We start from the raw sequence: 18,737 nt of genomic DNA, 5'->3' as shown, positions 1-18,737 counted from the left end.
GCGGGTACGAACGTGTGCTCAGCGACCTCGAGGATCCGTACACCCTGCATCACCGCGGTCATGAACACTCTCCCGCCCAGGAAGCGGTCGGCGTTCCTGCCGGCCGACAAGTATTTAACATTGACGTCGATACCAGCTTCTACTCGAGTCGGTCCAGGGACAGCCCGGCGCCCGTGTCGGGTGCCCCCGGGACGGGCTGCCGCCGGACGCCGCCGGCCGCGGCTCGCCGACACGCTCGGACGGAGCCGCACAAACACCCCGCAACGCCTGTGACGACACTCTCATGTCGCCGTCGCAGAGGCCAGGAGCTCTCTCGGTAGCTGGTGATCGGCTTGTCGACCGGTGACGCGGTGTCGGCGTCGCCGCCGGCACCGACGCGGTGTCAGCGGGGCGCCATCCGCAGGGCGCCGTCGAGCCGGATGACCTCGCCGTTGAGGTAGGAGTTCTCGAGCAGGTCGGTGGCCAGGCGGCCGAAGTCGGCCGGCGTGCCCAGCCGCTTCGGGTGCGGCACCCCCGCGGCCAGGCCGTCACGGATGTCGTCGCGCAGCCGGCCCAGCATCGGGGTCTCGAACACACCCGGGGCGATGGTGTTCACCCGGATTGCCCAGCTCGCCAGGTCCCGGGCCGCGACGATCGTCATCCCGCGCACGCCGGCCTTCGCGCTGGCGTAGGCGGTCTGCCCGATCTGGCCCTCGAAGGCCGCGACGGAGGCGGTCAGCACGATCGCGCCACGGTCGCCGTCGAGCAGCTCCTCGTTCTTCGCCATCCGCTGCGCGGCCAGCCGTACGACGTTGTACGTGCCCACCAGGTTGATCCGGATGACGTCGGCGTAGCTGTCGAGCGGGCCGGCGTTGCCCTGCTTGTCGAGGATGCGGTTGCGGTCGCCGCCCCGGCCGGCGCAGTGCACGACGGCGCGCAGCGGGCCGGCGGTCTCGGCCTCGTCCAGCGCCGCCTCGAACTGCTCGGTGTCGGTGATGTCCGCGGCGACGAAACGCACACCGAGCTCGGCGGCGACGTCCTTGCCCGGGGACGACGGCAGGTCCACGACGGTGACCGCCGCACCGCGCTCCAGCAGGACCCGCGCGGTACCCAGGCCCAGGCCCGACGCACCGCCGGTGACCAGAACCGACCTTCCGTTGAGCAGCACGAATCCTCCTGTACGAGTGTTCGAGATGGCGGCCGTCGAGGTGCCCGTGGCGGCAGCCGCGTCATGAATCACGACGAGTTGGACCCACGACGAGCTGCGCCCGCGACAATTCGGCCGTAGTCGCGACAATATTGACGGCCGTGTCAGGCCGAGCCTACGCTGTGGTGCAGAGCACAGACCGCGCCTCGTTCCGCGGTCGACCGGCGGTACGGGCGCCCCGGCCTGGTCGTTCTCCCGTACCCCGGCTCGTCGGCTCCTCGCCGACCCTGTCGGCGCGAGTCGTGTCGGCGCTGGTCTCCGTCGGCCGGCGCGCGGTGGCCGGTGCTCGCATCACATCGTCTGCCATACCGACTCCGGTGTCATATCGACGCGACTGTCACATCGACGCAGCTGTCACCTGATGCGGCCGTCAACGTCGTCGTCACACCGGAGCGGCCGTCACACGACGCCGCCGGCGCGGCTGTCGAGGGCATGTCGGGCTCGCCGTCATGCCCGAGGCCACGCGTCCCGGCGTCCAGGAGGGGATGACAACCATGGGGAAGCACAGGGTCGTGCAGTGGGCGACCGGCAACATCGGCACGTACGCGTTACGTGCCGTCATCGAGCACCCTGGTCTCGAGCTGGCCGGTGTCTTCGTGCACTCGGCGGAGAAGGCGGGCCGCGACGCCGGTGACCTCGCCGGCGTCGGCGCGACCGGCGTGGCCGCGACCGCCGACGCCGACGAGGTCCTCGCGCTCGGCGCCGACTGCGTCCTCTACATGCCCAGGTACTTCGACGTCGACGAGGTCAGCCGGATCCTCGCCTCGGGCGCGAACATCGTCACGACCCGCGGCGAGTTCCACCGGCTGGAGGACATCGATCCCGAGGTGCGCAAGCAGGTCGAGGCGGCCTGCGAGCAGGGCGGCAGCTCCATCCACAGCACCGGCAGCAGCCCCGGGTTCATCTCGGAGGCGCTTCCGCTGGTGCTGTCCTCCATCCAGCGCCGGCTCGACCGGCTGGCCATCGCGGAGTTCGCCGACCTGTCACGGCGGGACTCGCCGGGCCTGCTGTTCGACGTGATGGGCTTCGGTCAGGCACCGGGCGAGTTCGACGAGGGCCGCCTCTCCCACGGCAAGACCAGCTTCGGCCCCTCGCTGAACCTCGTCGCCGACGCGCTCGGGATGCCGCTCGACGGGCTGGAGGCCTCCGGAGATGTGGGGACCTCGGCCAAGCCGGTGCACATCGCCGCCGGCACGCTGGAGGCGGGCACGGTGGTCGCCCAGCGGCTGACGGTGTCGGGCCTGCGCGGCGGCCGCGAGGTCATGAGCTTCCGGGCGACCTGGTACTGCACCGCCGACATCGAGCAGGACTGGGACATCCGCGCCACCGGCTGGCACGTCGCCGTCGAGGGTGACGCTCCCCTCGACATCGACCTGCGCTTCCCGATCCCGATGGAGCGCATGGCGGCGGTCGCGCCCGCGTACACCGCCAACCGTGCCGTCAACGCCGTTCCCACCGTCTGCGCGGCCGCGCCGGGCATCCGCACCACGGTCGACCTCCCGCAGATCTTCGCCACCGCGCTCGGATAACCGCGCGGCGCGGCGCGGTTCCGGGACGCGGCACCCGGGTGCGCGGCGTGGTTGGGCTCGACGTCGGCGGGGCGCGATCGGGCGGGTCGGCGGCCGCCGAGTGCCCCCGCCGGCGGGGGCACCGGTTCGTTCTCACCGACCGGACGGTTGATTCGCTTGTCTCGAGAATGTAACTTTCAGTCATCCTTTCCGGGCATCGGGAGGTGGCGGCGGTCCGCGCCCCACCACCCGGCGACGTCGACCCGGCCGGCGCGACCGCGCGGGACGACGCGCGGGCGTTCGCGCACCGGTTCCGACGGCGGGTGCCCGGGAGTCGGCGCCGTGGGCTGGAGGAGCACATGAAGCACAGGACGATCGCGCGGGCGGCCGCATGAAGCCGCTCGAGGGGATCCGGGTTCTCGAGGTGGCGATGTACGGCTTCGTGCCGTCCGCGGGCGGCGTGCTCGCCGACTGGGGTGCCGAGGTCATCAAGGTCGAGCACGCCGTCACCGGCGACCCGCAGCGCGGGCTGAAGCAGACCGGCAATCTCAAGGTCGGCGACGGCCCGAACCCGAACATCGAGCACGCGAACCGCGGCAAGCGCAGCCTCGGCCTCGACATGTCGAAGCCGGAGGGCAAGGCGGTCCTCGAGGAGCTGATCCGGCGCGCGGACGTGTTCCTGACCAGCTTCCTGCCACGCTCGCGCCGCAGCCTCGGCATCGACGTCGAGGACGTCCGCGCGATCAACCCGAAGATCATCTATGCTCGCGGGAGCGCGTTGGGCCCGCGCGGGGTGGAGTCGGAGAAGGGCGGCTTCGACATGACCGCCTTCTGGGCGCGTGCCTCCTGCGCGGCCAGCATCACCCCCCGCAGCCGCGACGGCATGACGCCGCCGCCCGGTCCGGCCTACGGAGACACGATCTCGGGCACGAACCTCGCCGGCGGGATCGCGGCGGCCCTGTTCCGGCGGGAGCGCACCGGCGAGCCGTCCGTCGTCGACGTCTCGCTGCTGGGCAGCGGGCTGTGGGCGATGGGGCAGTCGATCGCACTGTCGCTCCTGCTCGACGAGCCGCTGGTGGCCCCCGAGCCGGGTTCGCTCGCCTCACCCAACCCGCTGTCGGCGCTGTACCGGACCTCCGACGGCCGGTTCCTCTCGCTGGTCATGCTGCAGGCCGGCCGGTACTGGCCGGACGTCTGCCGGCACATCGACCGCCCGGAGCTGGCCGACGACCCGCGGTTCGCCTCCGCCGAGCTGATCGCGGCCAACGCCGAGGAGGCGGTGAAGCTGCTCAGGGAGGCGTTCGCCGCCCGCACCCTGGCGGAGTGGACCGAGCGGCTGGCCACGCTGTCCGGGCCGTGGGCCCCGGTACAGGACTCGTTGCAGGTGGGCGGCGACGCTCAGATCCGGGCGAACGAGTACCTGCTCCCGGCCGGGGAGATCGAGCTCGTCTCCAGCCCGGTCCAGTTCGACGTGTCCGCCCCCGAGCTCGGACCCGCCCCCGAGTTCGCCGCCCAGACCGAGGAGATCCTCATGGAGCTGGGTCTGGACTGGGACCGCATCATCGAGCTCAAGGGCGCCGGCGCGGTCACCTGAGCCTGCCGCCCGCGACAGTGACAGCTTCAGCGGGTGCGCTTCGTCGCCCGCTCGACGGCTGCCCAGTGCTCGTCGGCCACCCACAGCCGGGCGAAGGTGCGGGCCGACTCCTCAGGGCCGACCCCGCCGCTCATGACGTACTTGATCGCCCGGGCCGGGGGAGTGGCGAGCGACCTCGCCAGCGCGCGCCAGCCCGCGTCGAACTCGGCGCGGGGCAGGACCCGGTCGAGCAGGCCGAGCCGCTCCGCCTCGGCCGCGCCGAGGGTGACACCGGTGCCGGCGAGCAGCAGCGCCCGGCCCCGCCCGACCAGGTCCGCCAGGCGCTCGGCGCCGCCCCAGGCGGGCATGATCGCCAGGGTCGACTGGGTGAAACCGATCTTGATGTCGTCGGCGGCGATCCGGATGTCCGCGGCCACCGCGACCTCGGCGCCCCCGCCCAGCGCGTGCCCGTTGAGCGCGGCCACGACCGGGGCGGGGAAGTCCGCGATCCGGTCGCAGATCTGGCGCATCCGCAGCGCCATGCCGGTGGCCTCGTCCTCGGTGCGCAGTGCGGCGAGCTCCTTGAGGTCGCCGCCCGAGACGAAGGCCCGGTCGCCGGCGCCCCGGATGACGAGCGCGCTCGCGCCCGCGGCGGCGTCCAGCGCCTTCTCCAGCTCGCCCATGGTCGCCAGCGAGATGGCGTTGCGCGCCTCCGGCCGGTCGATGGTGATGACGGCGAGCCCATCATCCAGCTCAAGATCAATCACGGGCGCGACTCCACGGCTCAGGAACGGTCCACGGCCAACGAGCGGCCGAGAATTCGATTCTTTGTAATGAAGAGTACCATTCCGGCCTGCTGGCAGGGGTCTGTCGGCGGCGTGCACGGCCGTCCCGCCACCCGTCCGCAGGTGCCGCCGCCGCGGTCGGTCGCGGGGAGAGGTGGAACTTGTCTTCTCTGCCTGAAAGAGTCTAGGTATCGTCAGAGATCGGAGCTCGCGTCATGCGCACGATCCCACCTGAGCTGGTCAAACGGTACGAGGACGAAGGGTGGTGGACGCCCGAGACGCTGGGCGGCCTGCTCGCCGCCGGCCTCGGCGCGACCCCCGACGCGGAGTTCCGCGTCCACTCGGCGGTCCGGCCGTGGTCCGGGACGTTCCGCGACGTCGAGCAGGTCGCCCGCCGGCTCGCCGCCGGGCTGCGGGCCCGCGGCGTCGGCCCCGGTGACGTCGTCGTCTTCCAGCTGCCGAACTGGATGGAGGCGGCCGCCGTCTTCTGGGCGTCCTCCTTCCTCGGGGCGGTTGTGGTCCCCGTCGTGCACTTCTACGGGCGCAAAGAGCTGGGCTACATCCTGGAGCGGACCTCACCCAAGGTCTTCGTCACCGCCGAGGGCTTCGGGCGGATGGAGTACCAGCCCGACCTGAGCCGGGACGTCCCCGTCGTCGGCGTGGTCGGCCGCGACTTCGACGAGCTGCTCGCCGACGCCCCGCTGCCCGGCGTGATCGCCACCGATCCGGCCGCCCCGGCGGTGATCGCGTTCACCTCGGGAACCACCCGTGACCCCAAGGGGGTCATCCACACCCATCAGACCCTCGGCTTCGAGACGCGCCAGCTCGCCGGCCTCTACCCGCCGGACCGCGGCCGCCAGCTCACCGCCGCGCCGGTGGGGCACTTCATCGGCATGCTGAACGCGTTCCTGATCCCCGTCCTGGACGGCCGGCCGATCAACCTGGCCGACGTCTGGGACCCGGCCCGGGCCCTGGAACTGACGGTGAGCGACGGGCTGACCGTCGGCGGCGGCGCCACCTACTTCGTGACGAGCCTGCTGGACCACCCGAGCTTTTCGCCCGAGCAGCACCTGCCGGCGATGAGGTACGCCGGGCTGGGCGGGTCGTCCGTCCCGGCGGCGGTCACCACCCGGCTGGACGAGCTCGGCATCACCGTCTTCCGGTCCTACGGCAGCACCGAGCATCCGTCGATCACCGGCTCGCGCCACACCGCGCCGGCGGAGAAGCGGCTGTTCACCGACGGGGACCCGCTGCCCGGGGTGGAGATCCGGCTCGACGCCGACGGCGAGATCCTCAGCCGCGGCCCGGACCTCTGCCTCGGCTACCTCGACGAGGCCCTGACCGAGCAGGTCTTCGACGCCGACGGCTGGTACCGCACGGGCGATGTCGGTGTCCTCGACGCCGACGGCTACCTGACGATCGTCGACCGCAAGGCGGACTTCATCATCCGCGGCGGGGAGAACATCAGCGCGCTCGAGGTGGAGGAGGTGCTGCTTACGATGCCCGGTGTCGCCGAGGTCGCGGTGGTCGCGGCCCCCGACGCCAGGCTCGGCGAGCACGCCGCCGCGATCCTGCGGCTGCAGCCCGGGAGCGAGCTGCCCACACTGGAGGAGGTGCGCGCGCACTTCGCGCGGGCCGGTCTGGCCCGGCAGAAGTGGCCCGAGGAGCTTCGCGCGATCGAGGACTTCCCCCGGACGCCCAGCGGTAAGATCCAGAAGGCCGTGCTCCGCCGGGAGCTGCGCGCCATCCCGCAGGGGGACCCATCGGGACACATTGCGGCTGGGCAGGGAAGAGAATAGGGTTCTCCTTATCAGTAAGGGAGGATCTCAATGTCTACGCGAGTGCCGCCGTACCCGATCTTCGACGCGGACAACCACCTGTACGAGACCCAGGACGCGTTCACCAAGTACCTGCCCGAAGAGTTCAAGGGCGCGATCCGGTACGTCGAGGTGGACGGCCGGACCAAGATCGCCGTCCGGGGTCACATCAGCGAGTACATCCCCAATCCGACCTTCGAGGTCGTCGCCCGGCCCGGTGCGCAGGAGGACTACTTCCGCATCGGCAACCCGGAGGGCAAGTCCTACCGGGAGATCATCGGTAAGCCGATGCGCTCGATCCCGGCCTTCCGTGAGCCGAAGTCCCGCCTGGAGCTCATGGACGAGCAGGGCATCGAGCGGACGCTGATGTTCCCGACGCTGGCGAGTCTGCTCGAGGAGCGGATGAGCGACGACCCGGAGTTGACCCACATCGTCATCCACGCGCTCAACGAGTGGCTGTACGAGACGTGGCAGTTCAACTACGAGAACCGGATCTTCACCACTCCGGTGATCACGCTGCCGATCGTCGAGAAGGCGATCGAGGAGCTGGAGTGGGTCGTCGAGCGCGGAGCGAAGGCGATCCTGATCCGCCCGGCGCCGGTCCCCGGGTTCAGTGGCTCGCGGTCGTTCGGCCTTCCGGAGTTCGACCCGTTCTGGGAGAAGGTCGTCGAGCACGACCTGCTGGTCACGCTGCACTCCTCGGACAGCGGCTACAGCCGGTACACCGACGACTGGGAGAGCAACAAGCGCGAGTTCCTGCCGTTCCAGCCGGACGTCTTCCGGATGATCGGCCAGTGGCGTCCGATCGAGGACTCGGTGGCCGCGCTGATCTGCCATGGCGCGCTGTCCCGGTTCCCCACCCTGAAGATCGCCGTCGTCGAGAACGGCGCCTCCTGGGTCGGCCCGCTGATCAAGACCCTGAAGGACGTCTACAAGAAGTACCCGCAGCAGTTCGCCGAGGAGCCGGTGTCGGTGCTGCGGCGCAACGTGCACATCAGCCCGTTCTGGGAAGAGAACATGGCCGACCTCGCCGAGCTGCTCGGCGTCGAGCGGGTGCTGTTCGGCTCGGACTTCCCGCACCCCGAGGGCCTCGGTGACCCGGCGAGCTTCGTCGACGAGCTCAAGAACCTCACCGACGAGGAGAAGGCCCTGATCATGGGCGGAAACCTGGCCAGGCTGATCTCGGGATGAAATGGGAAACCATCCCGGAGATGGTGCTGAGCGCGGCCGACCGCTTCGACGACGCCGAGGCGGTCGTCGACGGTGCGCTGCGCCTCACCTACACCGAGCTGGTCGACCGCATCCGTGTCGCCGCGGGCTCGTTCGCGGCGGCGGGGGTGGGCAAGGGCGACCGGGTCGCGATCTGGGCACCGAACTCCGCCGAGTGGATCATCGCGGCCTTCGGGCTGCTGACCGCCGGCGGGGTTCTGGTGCCGGTGAACACCCGGTACAAGGCGGAGGAGGCCGACGACATCCTCCGCCGGAGCGGGGCCAAGATGGTCCTGGTCCAGGAGGGTTTCCTCGGGCAGGTCTACGCCGGCACCACCTGTGTCCCCGCCGTCGACATCAAGTCGGGCTTCCTGTCGAGCGGCGCGCCGCTCGACAGGCCGGTGGGCCAGGACGGCGACGAGACCGCCGACATCCTGTTCACCTCGGGCACGACCGGGCGTCCCAAGGGCGTCATGATGAACCACCGGCAGACGCTGCGGCTGTACGAGGAGTGGTGCGAACTCGCCGACCTGCGCGAGGGCGACCGCTACCTCTGCGTGAACCCGTTCTTCCACAACTTCGGGTACAAGGCGGGCCTCGTCGCGGCGCTCATCCGCGGCGCGACGATCGTGCCGATGGCGGTCTTCGAGATCGACAAGCTGATCGAGCTGGTCGAGCGCGAGAAGATCACGATGCTGCCCGGCCCGCCGACGCTCTACCACTCGCTGCTGGCGGTGCCGGACAAGACCGCGCTGGCCTCGCTGCGGTGCGCCGTCACCGGGTCGGCCGACATCCCCGTCGAGCTGATCCGGCGGATGCGTGACGAGCTGCCGTTCCGGTCGATCATGACCGGCTACGGCCTCACCGAGGCGGGGACGGCGACCGCGTCGAGGCCGGGCGACTCGTTCGAGGACATCGCGACCACGGTCGGCACCGCCTGTGACGGTGTCGAGGTGGCCGTCGCCGACGACGGCGAGGTGCTCGTCCGCGGGTACACGGTGATGCAGGGCTACCTCGACGACCCGGCCGCCACCGCCGAGGCGATTGACCCCGACGGCTGGCTGCACACCGGTGACCTCGGCACGCTCGACGAGCGGGGGCACCTGCGGATCGTCGGCCGCAAGAAGGACATGTTCATCGTCGGGGGCTTCAACGCCTACCCGGCCGAGATCGAGGGGTTCCTGCTCGAGCACCCCGCGGTCGCGCAGGCGGCCGTCATCGGCGTCCCGGACGAGCGGATGGGCGAGGTCGGCAAGGCCTTCGTCGTCCGGCGCGCCCCGGTCACCGCGGACGAGCTGATCACCTGGAGCAAGGGCAGGATGGCGGGGTTCAAGGTGCCGAGGACGGTGGAGTTCCTCGAGAGCCTCCCGCTGAACGCCTCGGGAAAGGTAATGAAGGACCACCTGCGGTGACCAGGTGTCCGGGTCCCACACGCGCCGCCGGCAGGCGGTGCGCGGCCGGCACCCGGTGAGCGCCGCGGCCCCGGGCCCGGGGCCGGTGTCGACGTTCCGTCTTCAGAAAGTGTCGAAGCGACGATGAGCGATTCTGCCCAGACCAACTCCGGCCTGCCGGTGGAGCCGGTGTACGGGCCGGCGGACCACGCCACCGAGCCTCCCGCGCCGGGCAAGTTCCCGTTCACCCGGGGTAACTACGCCGCCGGGTACCGCGGGCGCACGTGGACGTTCCGCCAGTACTCCGGCTTCGGTACCGCCGAGGAGTCCAACAGCCGGTACCGCTACCTGCTGGAGCAGGGCGGCACGGGCCTGTCGGTGGCCCTCGACCTGCCCACCCAGTGCGGGTACGACTCCGACGACCCGGAGGTGACCGAGGAGGTCGGCCGGGTCGGCGTCGCGGTCGACACGCTCGCCGACGCCGAGGTGCTCTTCGAGGGCATCCCGCTGGACAAGATCAGCACCAGCTTCACGATCAACGGCACCGCCGCGATCCTGTTGGCCTTCTACGTGGCGGCCGCGGAGCGCTCCGGCGTGCCCCGGGCCAAGCTGACCGGGACGATCCAGAACGACATCCTCAAGGAGTACGCCTCCCGCGGGACGTGGATCTGGCCGCCGGAGCCGTCGCTGCGCCTGATCGCCGACACCATCGAGTTCTGCGCCGAGGAGGTGCCGCGCTTCAACGCGATCTCGGTCGCCGGCGCGCACTTCCGGGACGCCGGCGCGAACGCGGTGCAGGAGATGGCGTTCACCCTCGCCGACGGCGTCACCTACTGCGACACGGTGATCGAGCGCGGTCGGCTGTCGATCGAGAAGTTCGCGCCGCAGGTGTCGTTCTTCTTCTACACCCACGGCGACTTCTTCGAGGAGATCGCCAAGTACCGGGCGGGCCGGCGGCGGTGGGCGACCATCGTCCGGGAGCGCTACGGCGCGACCGCCGACAAGGCGTCGATGTTCCGCTTCGGCTGCGTGGCCGGCGGGGCGTCGCTGTACGCGCCGCAGGCGCAGAACAACATCGTCCGGGTCGCCTACGAGGCGATGGCCTCGGTGCTCGGCGGCGTGCAGTCGATGTTCACCGCCGCCTGGGACGAGCCGTTCGCGCTGCCCAGCGAGGAGTCGGCGACGCTCGCGCTGCGCACCCAGCAGATCCTCGCCTACGAGACCGGCGTGACCCGCACCGCCGACCCGCTGGGCGGTTCGTACTTCGTCGAGGCGCTCACCGACGCCACCGAGGCCCGCATCATCGAGATCATGGACGACCTCGAGCAGCACGGCGGCATGGTCCGCGCGATCGAGGACGGCTATCTCCAGGGCATGATCGCCGACGAGGCGTACAAGTTGCACCAGGACATCGAGAACGGAACGGTGCCGATCGTCGGCGTGAACCGGTTCGTCTCCGACGAGCCCGCGCCGGACCTCGCCACCTACGAACTGGACGCCGAAGGCCGCGAGCGGCAACTGAAGCGGCTGGCGAAGGTCAAGGGCGAGCGCGACGCCGCGGCCGTCCGGGCCAGCCTCGACGCGCTGGCCCGCGCCGCGGAGGGGAATGGGAACCTGATGCACAACCTGATCGACTGCGCCAACGCCTACTGCACCGTGGGCGAGATGGTCGCCACCCTCAAGAACGTCTGGGGCGAGTTCCAGCAGCCGGTGGTGTTCTGATGCCGGCGCGGGTACTGGTCGCCAAGCCCGGCCTGGACGGGCACGACCGCGGGGCCAAGATCGTCGCGCGGGCGTTGCGCGACGCCGGCTTCGAGGTCGTGTTCACCGGCATCCGGCAGCGCGTCGAGGACATCGTGACCATCGCGCTGCAGGAGGACGTCGCGGTCGTCGGGCTGAGCATCCTCTCCGGCGCGCACATCGCGCTGACCACGCGCACCATCGAGGCGCTGCGGGCGGCGGACGCGTCCGACATCGCCGTCGTCGTCGGCGGCACCATCCCGCCGGCGGACGTCCCCAAGCTGCTCGAGGCGGGCGCCGCCGGGGTGTTCCCGACCGGCACCCCGCTCGAGCAGCTGGTCACCGAGGTCCGCGCGCTGACCTCGACACCCACCCCGTCCTGATCCGGGGCACGGGCGCAGCGAGACATCGGAAACATTCGAGACCTGGAGGGGTCCAGTGCGGGTCGGCGTGATGATCGGACCGGAGCGGGGTGACTCCGCGCGCAAGGTCGGGCGGATGATCGACGACGTGTTGTGGGCCGAGAGCGCGGGGATGGACACCGCCTGGATCCCCCAGGTGCCCTCGGACTTCGACGCCCTGATCGCCGTCTCGCTGATGGGCGCGCGCACGGAGCGGATCGAGCTGGGCACGGCGGTCGTCCCGCTGCAGGCCCAGCACCCGGTGGCGCTGGCGCGCCAGACGCTGTCCGCGCAGGCGGCGACCAACGGGCGGCTGGCGCTGGGCGTCGGGCCGTCGCACCACTGGATCGTGCGGGACATGCTCGGCCTGCCCTACGACAAGCCGGCAGCGTTCACCCGGGACTACCTCCAGGTTCTCCAGGTGGCGCTGCACGGGCCCGGCCCGGTGGACGTCGAGAACGACACGTTCCGGGTGCACAACCCGCTGGAGATCGGCCCGATCGCCCCGCTGCCCGTGTTCGTGGCCGCGCTCGGCCCGGTCATGCTGCGCATCGCCGGCGAGCACGCCGACGGGACGGTGCTGTGGCTGGCCGACGAGCGCGCCGTCGCCGACCACGTGGCGCCCCGGATCACCAAGGCCGCCCAGGAGGCGGGCCGCCCGGCGCCGCGGATCGTGGCGGGCATCCCGGTCTGCCTGTGCGCGCCGGGAGACGTCGACAAGGCCCGGGAGCGGGCGAACCGCATCCTCGGCGAGGCCGAGGTCTCCCCGAACTACCAGCGGCTGCTCGACCAGGGCGACGCGACGAGCGTCGGCGACCTGTGCGCGGCCGGCGACGAGGCGGCCATCCTCGCCCGGTTCCGGCAGTTCGCCGACGCGGGGGTCACCGACCTCTCCGTGCGGCTGCTGCCCATCGGCGAGAACCGGGACGAGCTGGTCGCGTCCAAGCGCCGGACCCGGGAAGTGATCGCCGCCCTCGCGGCGGAAGTGAGATGAGCGCCGGACCGCTCGACGGCATCCGCATCCTCGAGGTCGGCCACATCCTCGCCGGCCCGTACGCGACGATGGTGCTCGCCGACCTCGGGGCGGAGGTCACGAAGCTCGAACCGCCGGGCGGAGATCTCTCCCGGCAGGTGAGCGACGCCTACTTCGCCAGCATCAACCGTGGCAAGCGCAGCATCCGCCTCGACCTGACCAGCGAGGACGGCCGGGCCCGGCTCGGCGAGCTCGCCGCCGACGCGCACGCGTTGCTGGTCAACCTCAAGCCGTCGGCGATCCGCCGGTTCGGCCTGACCTACGAGGACCTGCGCAAGCACAACGAGAAGCTCGTCTGCGTCGCGCTGACCGGCTTCGGCCTGTCGGCGGGTGACGACCCGGCGTTCGACTACGTGATCCAGGCCGCCACCGGCATCGCCGCGCTCACCGGCGACCCGGACGGCCCGCCGACCCTGCCCGGGTACTCCTCGGCCGACAACTCCGCCGGCCTCACCGCCGCGGTCGCGCTGCTGGCCCAGATCGTCTCCGGCCGCGGCGGCCAGCTCGAGGTCTCGCTGCGCGACGTGATGCTCTCCCAGCTCAACTACCGCGCGGCGGCCTACCTCAACGACGGGGTCGAGCCGCGCCGGCTGCCTTTCGGCGCGCATTCCTACTACGTCCCCGCCCAGCTCTTCCCGACCGCGGACGGCTACCTCGCCCTGTTCGTCACCCACGACGGCTTCTGGCGCTCGTTCGCCACCGAGGCGGGGGTGAGCGGCTTCGCGACGATGGCCGAGCGCGCGGCACGCCGCGAGGAGGTCCTCGCGGTGGTCACCGCGGCCCTCGCCGCGGACACCGCCGCGAACTGGGAGGACCGCCTGCGGCGGCTGGGTGTGCCGGCGGCGAAGGTGCGCACGCTGCCCGAGGCACTGGCGGCCACCCCCGAGGTCGTGGTGACCGCCGGCGACTTCCGGCTCGTCGGCAGCCCGATCCGCGTAGCGGGCTACGAGCCCGTCTACGGGCCGCCGCCTCGCCTGGGCGAGCACGGCGGCCGGCCCGATCACTCGTAACGGACGACGGTCGAGCCCGAGTCGGGCACTCCCTGGCAGGTCAGGATGTAGCCGTCGTCGATCTCGTCCTGGGTGAGGGCATCGTTGACCCGCATCGTCGCGGTGCCCTCCTCCAGCTTCGCGATGCAGGTGGCGCAGGTCCCGGATTCACAGGAGAACGGCGGGGCGAGGCCGCCGCGCCGCGCGCTTTCGAGAAGGGTCTCGCCCTCGCGCCTGGATACGGAGATCTTCTTCCGGCCGAGGAAGATGGTGACGGTTCCCTCGACCTCCTCACCGGCGGGCTCGGTGCTGGCCGGTGTGCCGAAGCGTTCGACGAAGACCCGCCCCGGCCCGGGAAACGCGCTCTCGACGAGATCCATGAACGGCTCGGGGCCGCAGATGTAGCAGTCGGCGTTGCCGTCGGCGCCGACGAACGCCTTGACGGCGGCGTCATCGAGGAATCCGCTGTCCGCGTCGAGGTGGCGCACGACGGAAAGGCGGTCCGGGTACTTCTCGACAAGCTCCGCGAGCGCCCGCTCGAAGATCATTGACGGCTTGTCGCGGTCGGCGCACAGCAGCCGGACAGTGCGGTCCGTGTTCGACAGCGCGCTCTTCGCCAGCGAGATGATCGGAGTGATTCCACTGCCGCCACAGAAACCCAGCAGGGGGACGTCGGTCTCCTGGAGGCAGAAGATGCCCTTGGGCTCGGTGACCTCGACCTCGTCGCCCGCGGTGACGTTGTCGATCAGCCAGTTCGACACCCGGCCGCCCGGCACCCGCTTGACCGTGGTCATGAGCTCGGAGTCGGTCTCCGGGGCGCTGGACATCGAATACGAGCGCAGGAGCTCCTCGCCGTCGATCTGCACTCGGAAGGTGACGAACTGACCGGCCCGGTACGTGAACGATCCCTCGCGCGGAGCGAGCACGAAGGTACGCGCATCGGCGGTCTCGTGAACGGTCCGGGTGACGGTCGCCCTCTGGAACAGAGGGGCTCTCGGCATCGACGGCCTCCTTCTGGTATGAAGATTCTGCTGGAGTGAGAATATAATTTCCGCAGCACCTGCGTCGTCCCGTGCCCGCCTCCGCGTTGACGTGACCGTCCGAAAGGAGCGGCAGTGAGTGACCGCCCCGCGCTCGTCTTCGAGGAACAGCGGTACAGCCTGGAGCGACTCGACGCGCTGACCGACGGGCTGGCCACGGGATTGGCGAAACATGGAGTCCGGGCTGGGGAACGCGTCGCGCTGATGGCCTCGAACCGGCCGGAGTTCGTACTGGCCGTCCGGGCTGTCTGGCGACTGGGTGCGGCTATCGTACTGCTGAGCCCGTCCTGGCGGCGGGCCGAGATCGAGCACGCGCTGGCCGTCACCGAGCCCGCGCACGCCGTCGGTGACCAGGACGCGCTGGCCGAGTTGCTGCCGATGTGGCACCTCGACGAGCCGATCGGCGCGGGGGAGGGGCCGTTCCCGACACCGGACCCGCACGCCGACGCGCTGCTGGTCTTCAGCTCCGGCACGACCGGTCTGCCGAAGGCCGCCCGGCACACGCGGGCCTCGTTCGGCGCGGCCGTCGGGCACTGGCGCGACGCACTCGGCCTCACCGCCGCGGACCGCATCCAGATCACTACCCCGCCCTCCCACATCCTCGGCCTGCTCAACATCGTCACCGCGCTGGAGACCGGCGCCTGGATGCGGCTGCACCGCCGGTTCGACCTCGATCTGATGCTGCGCTCGATCGAGACCGACCGGATCACCGTCGAGATGGCCGTCGCGCCGATCGCGCTGGCCATCGCCGCCCACCCCACGCTGGAGTCCTTCGACCTGTCGTCGCTGCGGTACATCATGTGGGGCGCGACACCGGTGACGGCCAGCGTCGCCGAGACCGTCACCAGGCGCACGGGCGTCGGCTGGGTGCCCGCCTACGGGGCCAGTGAGCTGCCGGTCATCGCCTGCAACCCGCTCGAGGGGGCCCGGCTCGACAGCGTCGGCCGGGCCGTCCCGGGCGTGCGGCTGCGGGTGGTCTCGCTGGAGAGCGGAGTGCCGGTCGGCCCCGGCGAGACCGGCGAGATCCAGGCCCGCGCGGAGTCGCTGATGGCCGGCTACCTGCCCGCCGAGGCGACGGCGGACGCGTTCGACGACGGCTGGTACCGCACCGGCGACGTCGGCAACCTCGACGCGGACGGGTGGCTCCGGCTCACCGACCGGGTCAAGGAGATGGTCAAGGTGCGCGGCTTCCAGGTCGCGCCCGCCGAGGTCGAGGGTGTGCTGCACGCGCACCCCGCGGTCGCCGACTGCGCCGTGTTCGGCCTGCCGGACCCGGCCGACGGCGAGGTGCTCGTCGCGGCCGTCGTGATCAGCACGAGCACGAGCACCCAGGTCGACCCGGCGGATCTCGTCGCGTGGGTGGGCGAACGGCTCGCCTCCTACAAGCGGCCCCGCCGGATCGAGCTCGTGGAAGAAATCCCCCGCCTGCCCTCGGGCAAGGTACTGCGGCGAGTCCTCAAGGAGCGCTATGGACGTACGTCTGACGACTGAGCAGCGGGAGCTGCGCGAGGCGGCCGCCCGGCTGGCCGACGACCTCGGCCCGGGATCGGTCATCGATCTCGACGACGCCGACCGCGCGGCGCGGCTGGAGAAGGCGGTCGCCGCCACCGGGTGGCGCTCGCTGCGCTCCGACGGCGCCTCCGGGGTCGAGGTCGCCCTCGTCGTGGAGGAGTTCGCCCGCGGCCTGGTGGACGTCCCCTTCCTCGGGCCCGTGCTCGCCGACGACCTGCAGGCCAGGTCCGGCGCGGCGGCCGAGCCGGTGGCGCTCGCCGTCGGCGGCGAGGCGGTGGACGCCCGCGGCCTGAGCGCCGCCCTGCGCCTGCGGGACAACCGGGTCGAGACGACCGGTGTCGGCGAGCCGGTGTTCGGGATCGACCTCACCCGCACGAACGCCGCCGTCGCCGACCCCGTCACGGCGGTCGGGGAGCTCTCGGCGGACGCCGCGCAGCGCTGGCAGGCGCTGGCGCTGGCCGTCACCACCGCCGACATCCTGGGCGCCGCCCGCGGCGCGCATGCCCTCGCCTGCGACTACGCGAAGGTACGCACCCAGTACGGCAAGACGATCGGCTCGTTCCAGGCCGTGGCCCACCTGCTCGCCGAGAGCCACGCGCTGATCGAGGGCTCGGTCAGCATCCTGCGCTACGCCGCCTGGGCGGTCGACGAGCTGGACCCGGCGGAGGCGCTGCGGGCCGGCCGGTTCGCGAAGGTCTACACCGAGCGCGCCGCGCGGACCATCTGCGAGACGTCGATCCAGGTGCACGGCGGCATCGGCAACACCTGGGAGTGCCTCGCCCACGTCTTCCTGCGCCGCGCGCTGACGTCCGGCGCGCTGTTCCCCGTCTCTCTGGAGGAGATCGACCTTGGACTTTCGTGACTCGCCGGAGGAGGCCGCCTTCCGCACGCGGCTGCAGGACTGGCTCGCCGAGAACGCGAAGAAGTTCCCGACGTCGGGTGACGAGTACTGGGCCAAGGCGGCGCAGTGGCACCAGGCCCTGTACGCGGGCGGGTTCTTCGGGACCTCCTGGCCGAAGGCGTACGGCGGCCAGGAGCTGCCGCCCGTCTACGACGTGATCGTCGACGAGGAGCTGGCCCGCGCCGGCGCGCCGGCGCGGCCGAGCCTGGGCTACCTGGTCATCGGCCTGGGCCGGCACGGCAGCGAGGAGCTGCGGCAGCGATTCCTGCCGGGCATGATCAACGGCACCGAGCGCTGGTGCCAGGGCTTCAGCGAGCCCGGCGCCGGCTCCGACCTGGCCTCCCTGACCACGACGGCCACCCTGGAGGGCGACCACTACGTCCTCAACGGCCACAAGATCTGGACGAGCTACTCCGATGACGCCGACTGGTGCCTCGTGCTCGCCCGCACCGACCCGGACGCCCCACGGCACAAGGGCATCTCCGGATTCATCGTGAACATGCACCAGCCGGGCATCGAGCAGCGCCCGCTGCCGATGATCAGCGGGGTGACCAAGGAGTTCGGCCAGGTCCTGTTCGACGGCGCGACGGTGCCGGCCGACCAGATGGTCGGCGCGCCCGGCGAGGGCTGGAAGCTGGCCATGACGGTCGTCAGCCACGAGCGGGAGCCCTCGACGCTGGGCTTCACCGCGCGGTACGGAAAGACCGTGCGCAACCTGGCGGCCCGCCTGGACGGGGAGCCGTCGGAGTCGCTGCGGTGGGCCGCCGTGCAGACCGAGATGCTGCGCCTGCACGTGCGCCGGCGGCTGTCCGAGCAGCTCGACGGGCTCAGCCACGGCCCGGACGGCTCGCTGGACAAGCTGTTGATGACCTGGGTCGAGCAGTCGGTGGGGCACGCCTCGCTGGACGCGGGCGGCACTCGCGACGCCGAGCTGCTGGGCACCTACCTCTACAGCCGCTCGCAGAGCGTCATGGGTGGTACGTCGCAGATCCAGAAGAACATCATCGCGACCCGCATCATCGGTCTGCAGGCCTGACCCGGGACGGGTGCCTGCCGCCGGTCGGCGGTGCGCCGGACTACTTCGGCGGGAAGCGCAGCGCGCCGTCGAGGCGGATGACCTCGCCGTTGAGGTAGTCGTTGGTGATGAGCTGCTCGGCGAGCGAGGCGTACTCGGGCGACTGACCCATCCGCTTCGGGAAGGGGACCTGCGGGCCCCAGTAGGCCTCCAGCTTCTCGCCGGCCTTGCCGTAGGCCGGGGTCAGGATCGTGCCCGGAGCGATCGCGTTCACCCGGATGCCCAGCGGCGACAGGTCACGCGCGGCGACCAGCGTCATGGAGATGACGCCACCCTTGGCGGCGGAGTAGGCGATCTGGCCGATCTGCCCCTCGAAGCCGGCGATCGACGCGGTGTTGACGATGACGCCCCGGGCGCCGCCCTCGAGCGGCTCCTCCTGGGCGATGGCGGCCGCCACCAGCCGGGTCACGTTGAACACCGCGGTCAGGTAGTACGTGACGGTCGTCGTGAAGGCGTCCAGGCTGTGCGGCGAGCCGTCCTTGCCGACGAGCCGGCCGCGGGGGGCCGGGGCGCCCGGGGGGTGGGCCCCGATCCGCCCCGGGCCCCGCCGCGTGGGCGTGGCGGTCGCGGCGCGGGG

General features: G+C 71.4%; 17 protein-coding genes. 13 read left to right on the top strand and 4 right to left on the bottom strand.

Annotated features, from left to right (window positions below; translation table 11 throughout):
- Window positions 1-382: 382 nt before the first annotated feature.
- Complete coding sequence (locus tag MXD62_RS18140) at window positions 383-1,147, bottom strand: SDR family NAD(P)-dependent oxidoreductase (protein WP_248830714.1); 765 nt, start codon at window positions 1,145-1,147, stop codon at window positions 383-385.
- 533 nt (window positions 1,148-1,680) lie between these two features.
- Between MXD62_RS18140 and MXD62_RS18135 the strand changes: the two genes are divergently transcribed.
- The 3 genes from MXD62_RS18135 (at window position 1,681) to MXD62_RS18125 (ending at window position 4,288) form a co-directional block, all read left to right on the top strand.
- Window positions 1,681-2,715 carry a dihydrodipicolinate reductase gene (locus tag MXD62_RS18135; protein WP_248830713.1) on the top strand — a complete coding sequence of 345 codons (1,035 nt, stop codon included), beginning with the start codon at window positions 1,681-1,683 and terminating at the stop codon, window positions 2,713-2,715.
- 203 nt (window positions 2,716-2,918) lie between these two features.
- A complete protein-coding gene (locus MXD62_RS18130) occupies window positions 2,919-3,089 on the top strand; it encodes a hypothetical protein (RefSeq protein WP_248830712.1) in 171 nt (56 codons plus the stop codon).
- Window positions 3,086-4,288 (top strand): CaiB/BaiF CoA-transferase family protein, encoded by a 1,203-nt coding sequence (locus tag MXD62_RS18125; RefSeq protein ID WP_112105778.1) that lies wholly within the window; start codon window positions 3,086-3,088, stop codon window positions 4,286-4,288. Before MXD62_RS18130 ends, MXD62_RS18125 begins: the two co-directional genes overlap by 4 nt.
- A gap of 26 nt (window positions 4,289-4,314) precedes the next feature.
- Here MXD62_RS18125 and MXD62_RS18120 read toward each other — a convergent pair whose 3' ends face one another.
- On the bottom strand, window positions 4,315-5,034 hold the full coding sequence (locus MXD62_RS18120; protein WP_248830711.1) for an enoyl-CoA hydratase/isomerase family protein: 720 nt from the start codon (window positions 5,032-5,034) through the stop codon (window positions 4,315-4,317).
- Window positions 5,035-5,267: 233 nt separating this feature from the next.
- On the opposite strand from MXD62_RS18120, the gene MXD62_RS18115 reads away from it, so the two are divergent.
- The 7 genes from MXD62_RS18115 (at window position 5,268) to MXD62_RS18085 (ending at window position 13,653) form a co-directional block, all read left to right on the top strand.
- Window positions 5,268-6,851 (top strand): AMP-binding protein, encoded by a 1,584-nt coding sequence (locus tag MXD62_RS18115; protein ID WP_248830710.1) that lies wholly within the window; start codon window positions 5,268-5,270, stop codon window positions 6,849-6,851.
- Window positions 6,852-6,881: 30 nt separating this feature from the next.
- Entirely contained in the window at window positions 6,882-8,060 is a 1,179-nt protein-coding gene (locus tag MXD62_RS18110) for an amidohydrolase family protein (RefSeq protein WP_112105780.1), read from the top strand.
- The gene (locus tag MXD62_RS18105; protein ID WP_248830709.1) at window positions 8,057-9,490 is read left to right on the top strand and encodes a FadD3 family acyl-CoA ligase; all 1,434 of its coding nucleotides are present in this window, start codon (window positions 8,057-8,059) and stop codon (window positions 9,488-9,490) included. Before MXD62_RS18110 ends, MXD62_RS18105 begins: the two co-directional genes overlap by 4 nt.
- A gap of 123 nt (window positions 9,491-9,613) precedes the next feature.
- Window positions 9,614-11,191 carry a methylmalonyl-CoA mutase family protein gene (locus tag MXD62_RS18100; protein ID WP_248830708.1) on the top strand — a complete coding sequence of 526 codons (1,578 nt, stop codon included), beginning with the start codon at window positions 9,614-9,616 and terminating at the stop codon, window positions 11,189-11,191.
- Entirely contained in the window at window positions 11,191-11,592 is a 402-nt protein-coding gene (locus tag MXD62_RS18095) for a cobalamin B12-binding domain-containing protein (protein ID WP_248830707.1), read from the top strand. The genes MXD62_RS18100 and MXD62_RS18095 overlap by 1 nt, the downstream gene beginning before the upstream one ends.
- A gap of 55 nt (window positions 11,593-11,647) precedes the next feature.
- The gene (locus tag MXD62_RS18090) at window positions 11,648-12,604 is read left to right on the top strand and encodes an LLM class F420-dependent oxidoreductase (RefSeq protein ID WP_248830706.1); all 957 of its coding nucleotides are present in this window, start codon (window positions 11,648-11,650) and stop codon (window positions 12,602-12,604) included.
- Window positions 12,601-13,653 carry a CaiB/BaiF CoA-transferase family protein gene (locus tag MXD62_RS18085; protein WP_248830705.1) on the top strand — a complete coding sequence of 351 codons (1,053 nt, stop codon included), beginning with the start codon at window positions 12,601-12,603 and terminating at the stop codon, window positions 13,651-13,653. The genes MXD62_RS18090 and MXD62_RS18085 overlap by 4 nt, the downstream gene beginning before the upstream one ends.
- Here MXD62_RS18085 and MXD62_RS18080 read toward each other — a convergent pair.
- Entirely contained in the window at window positions 13,644-14,633 is a 990-nt protein-coding gene (locus tag MXD62_RS18080) for a ferredoxin--NADP reductase (RefSeq protein ID WP_071066747.1), read from the bottom strand. The genes MXD62_RS18085 and MXD62_RS18080 overlap by 10 nt on opposite strands.
- Window positions 14,634-14,747: 114 nt before the next feature.
- Here MXD62_RS18080 and MXD62_RS18075 point away from each other — a divergent pair, with 114 nt between their 5' ends.
- The 3 genes from MXD62_RS18075 to MXD62_RS18065 are packed head-to-tail and all read left to right on the top strand — an operon-like array spanning window position 14,748 to window position 18,121.
- On the top strand, window positions 14,748-16,163 hold the full coding sequence (locus tag MXD62_RS18075) for a class I adenylate-forming enzyme family protein (protein WP_248830704.1): 1,416 nt from the start codon (window positions 14,748-14,750) through the stop codon (window positions 16,161-16,163).
- Window positions 16,141-17,046 carry an acyl-CoA dehydrogenase family protein gene (locus MXD62_RS18070; RefSeq protein WP_248830703.1) on the top strand — a complete coding sequence of 302 codons (906 nt, stop codon included), beginning with the start codon at window positions 16,141-16,143 and terminating at the stop codon, window positions 17,044-17,046. Before MXD62_RS18075 ends, MXD62_RS18070 begins: the two co-directional genes overlap by 23 nt.
- Window positions 17,033-18,121 carry an acyl-CoA dehydrogenase family protein gene (locus tag MXD62_RS18065; RefSeq protein ID WP_248830702.1) on the top strand — a complete coding sequence of 363 codons (1,089 nt, stop codon included), beginning with the start codon at window positions 17,033-17,035 and terminating at the stop codon, window positions 18,119-18,121. Before MXD62_RS18070 ends, MXD62_RS18065 begins: the two co-directional genes overlap by 14 nt.
- A gap of 40 nt (window positions 18,122-18,161) precedes the next feature.
- Here MXD62_RS18065 and MXD62_RS18060 read toward each other — a convergent pair.
- The coding region (locus tag MXD62_RS18060; protein ID WP_248830701.1) for an SDR family NAD(P)-dependent oxidoreductase at window positions 18,162-18,737 on the bottom strand (576 nt) is incomplete at its 5' end.

It is taken from the genome of Frankia sp. Mgl5 (genome assembly GCF_023242985.1).
GTDB classification, from domain to species: Bacteria; Actinomycetota; Actinomycetes; order Frankiales; family Frankiaceae; genus Parafrankia; species Parafrankia soli.
Note: the sequence above shows the minus strand (reverse complement) of the source record. Positions and strands in the feature narration are given on the sequence as shown.

Coding starts and splice junctions, on each gene's coding strand:
- MXD62_RS18135 (WP_248830713.1), top strand. CDS start 1,681: ATGGGGAAGCACAGGGTCGTGCAGTGGGCGACCGGCAACATCGGCACG.
- MXD62_RS18125 (WP_112105778.1), top strand. CDS start 3,086: ATGAAGCCGCTCGAGGGGATCCGGGTTCTCGAGGTGGCGATGTACGGC.
- MXD62_RS18115 (WP_248830710.1), top strand. CDS start 5,268: ATGCGCACGATCCCACCTGAGCTGGTCAAACGGTACGAGGACGAAGGG.
- MXD62_RS18110 (WP_112105780.1), top strand. CDS start 6,882: ATGTCTACGCGAGTGCCGCCGTACCCGATCTTCGACGCGGACAACCAC.
- MXD62_RS18105 (WP_248830709.1), top strand. CDS start 8,057: ATGAAATGGGAAACCATCCCGGAGATGGTGCTGAGCGCGGCCGACCGC.
- MXD62_RS18100 (WP_248830708.1), top strand. CDS start 9,614: ATGAGCGATTCTGCCCAGACCAACTCCGGCCTGCCGGTGGAGCCGGTG.
- MXD62_RS18095 (WP_248830707.1), top strand. CDS start 11,191: ATGCCGGCGCGGGTACTGGTCGCCAAGCCCGGCCTGGACGGGCACGAC.
- MXD62_RS18085 (WP_248830705.1), top strand. CDS start 12,601: ATGAGCGCCGGACCGCTCGACGGCATCCGCATCCTCGAGGTCGGCCAC.
- MXD62_RS18080 (WP_071066747.1), bottom strand. CDS start 14,633: ATGCCGAGAGCCCCTCTGTTCCAGAGGGCGACCGTCACCCGGACCGTT.
- MXD62_RS18070 (WP_248830703.1), top strand. CDS start 16,141: ATGGACGTACGTCTGACGACTGAGCAGCGGGAGCTGCGCGAGGCGGCC.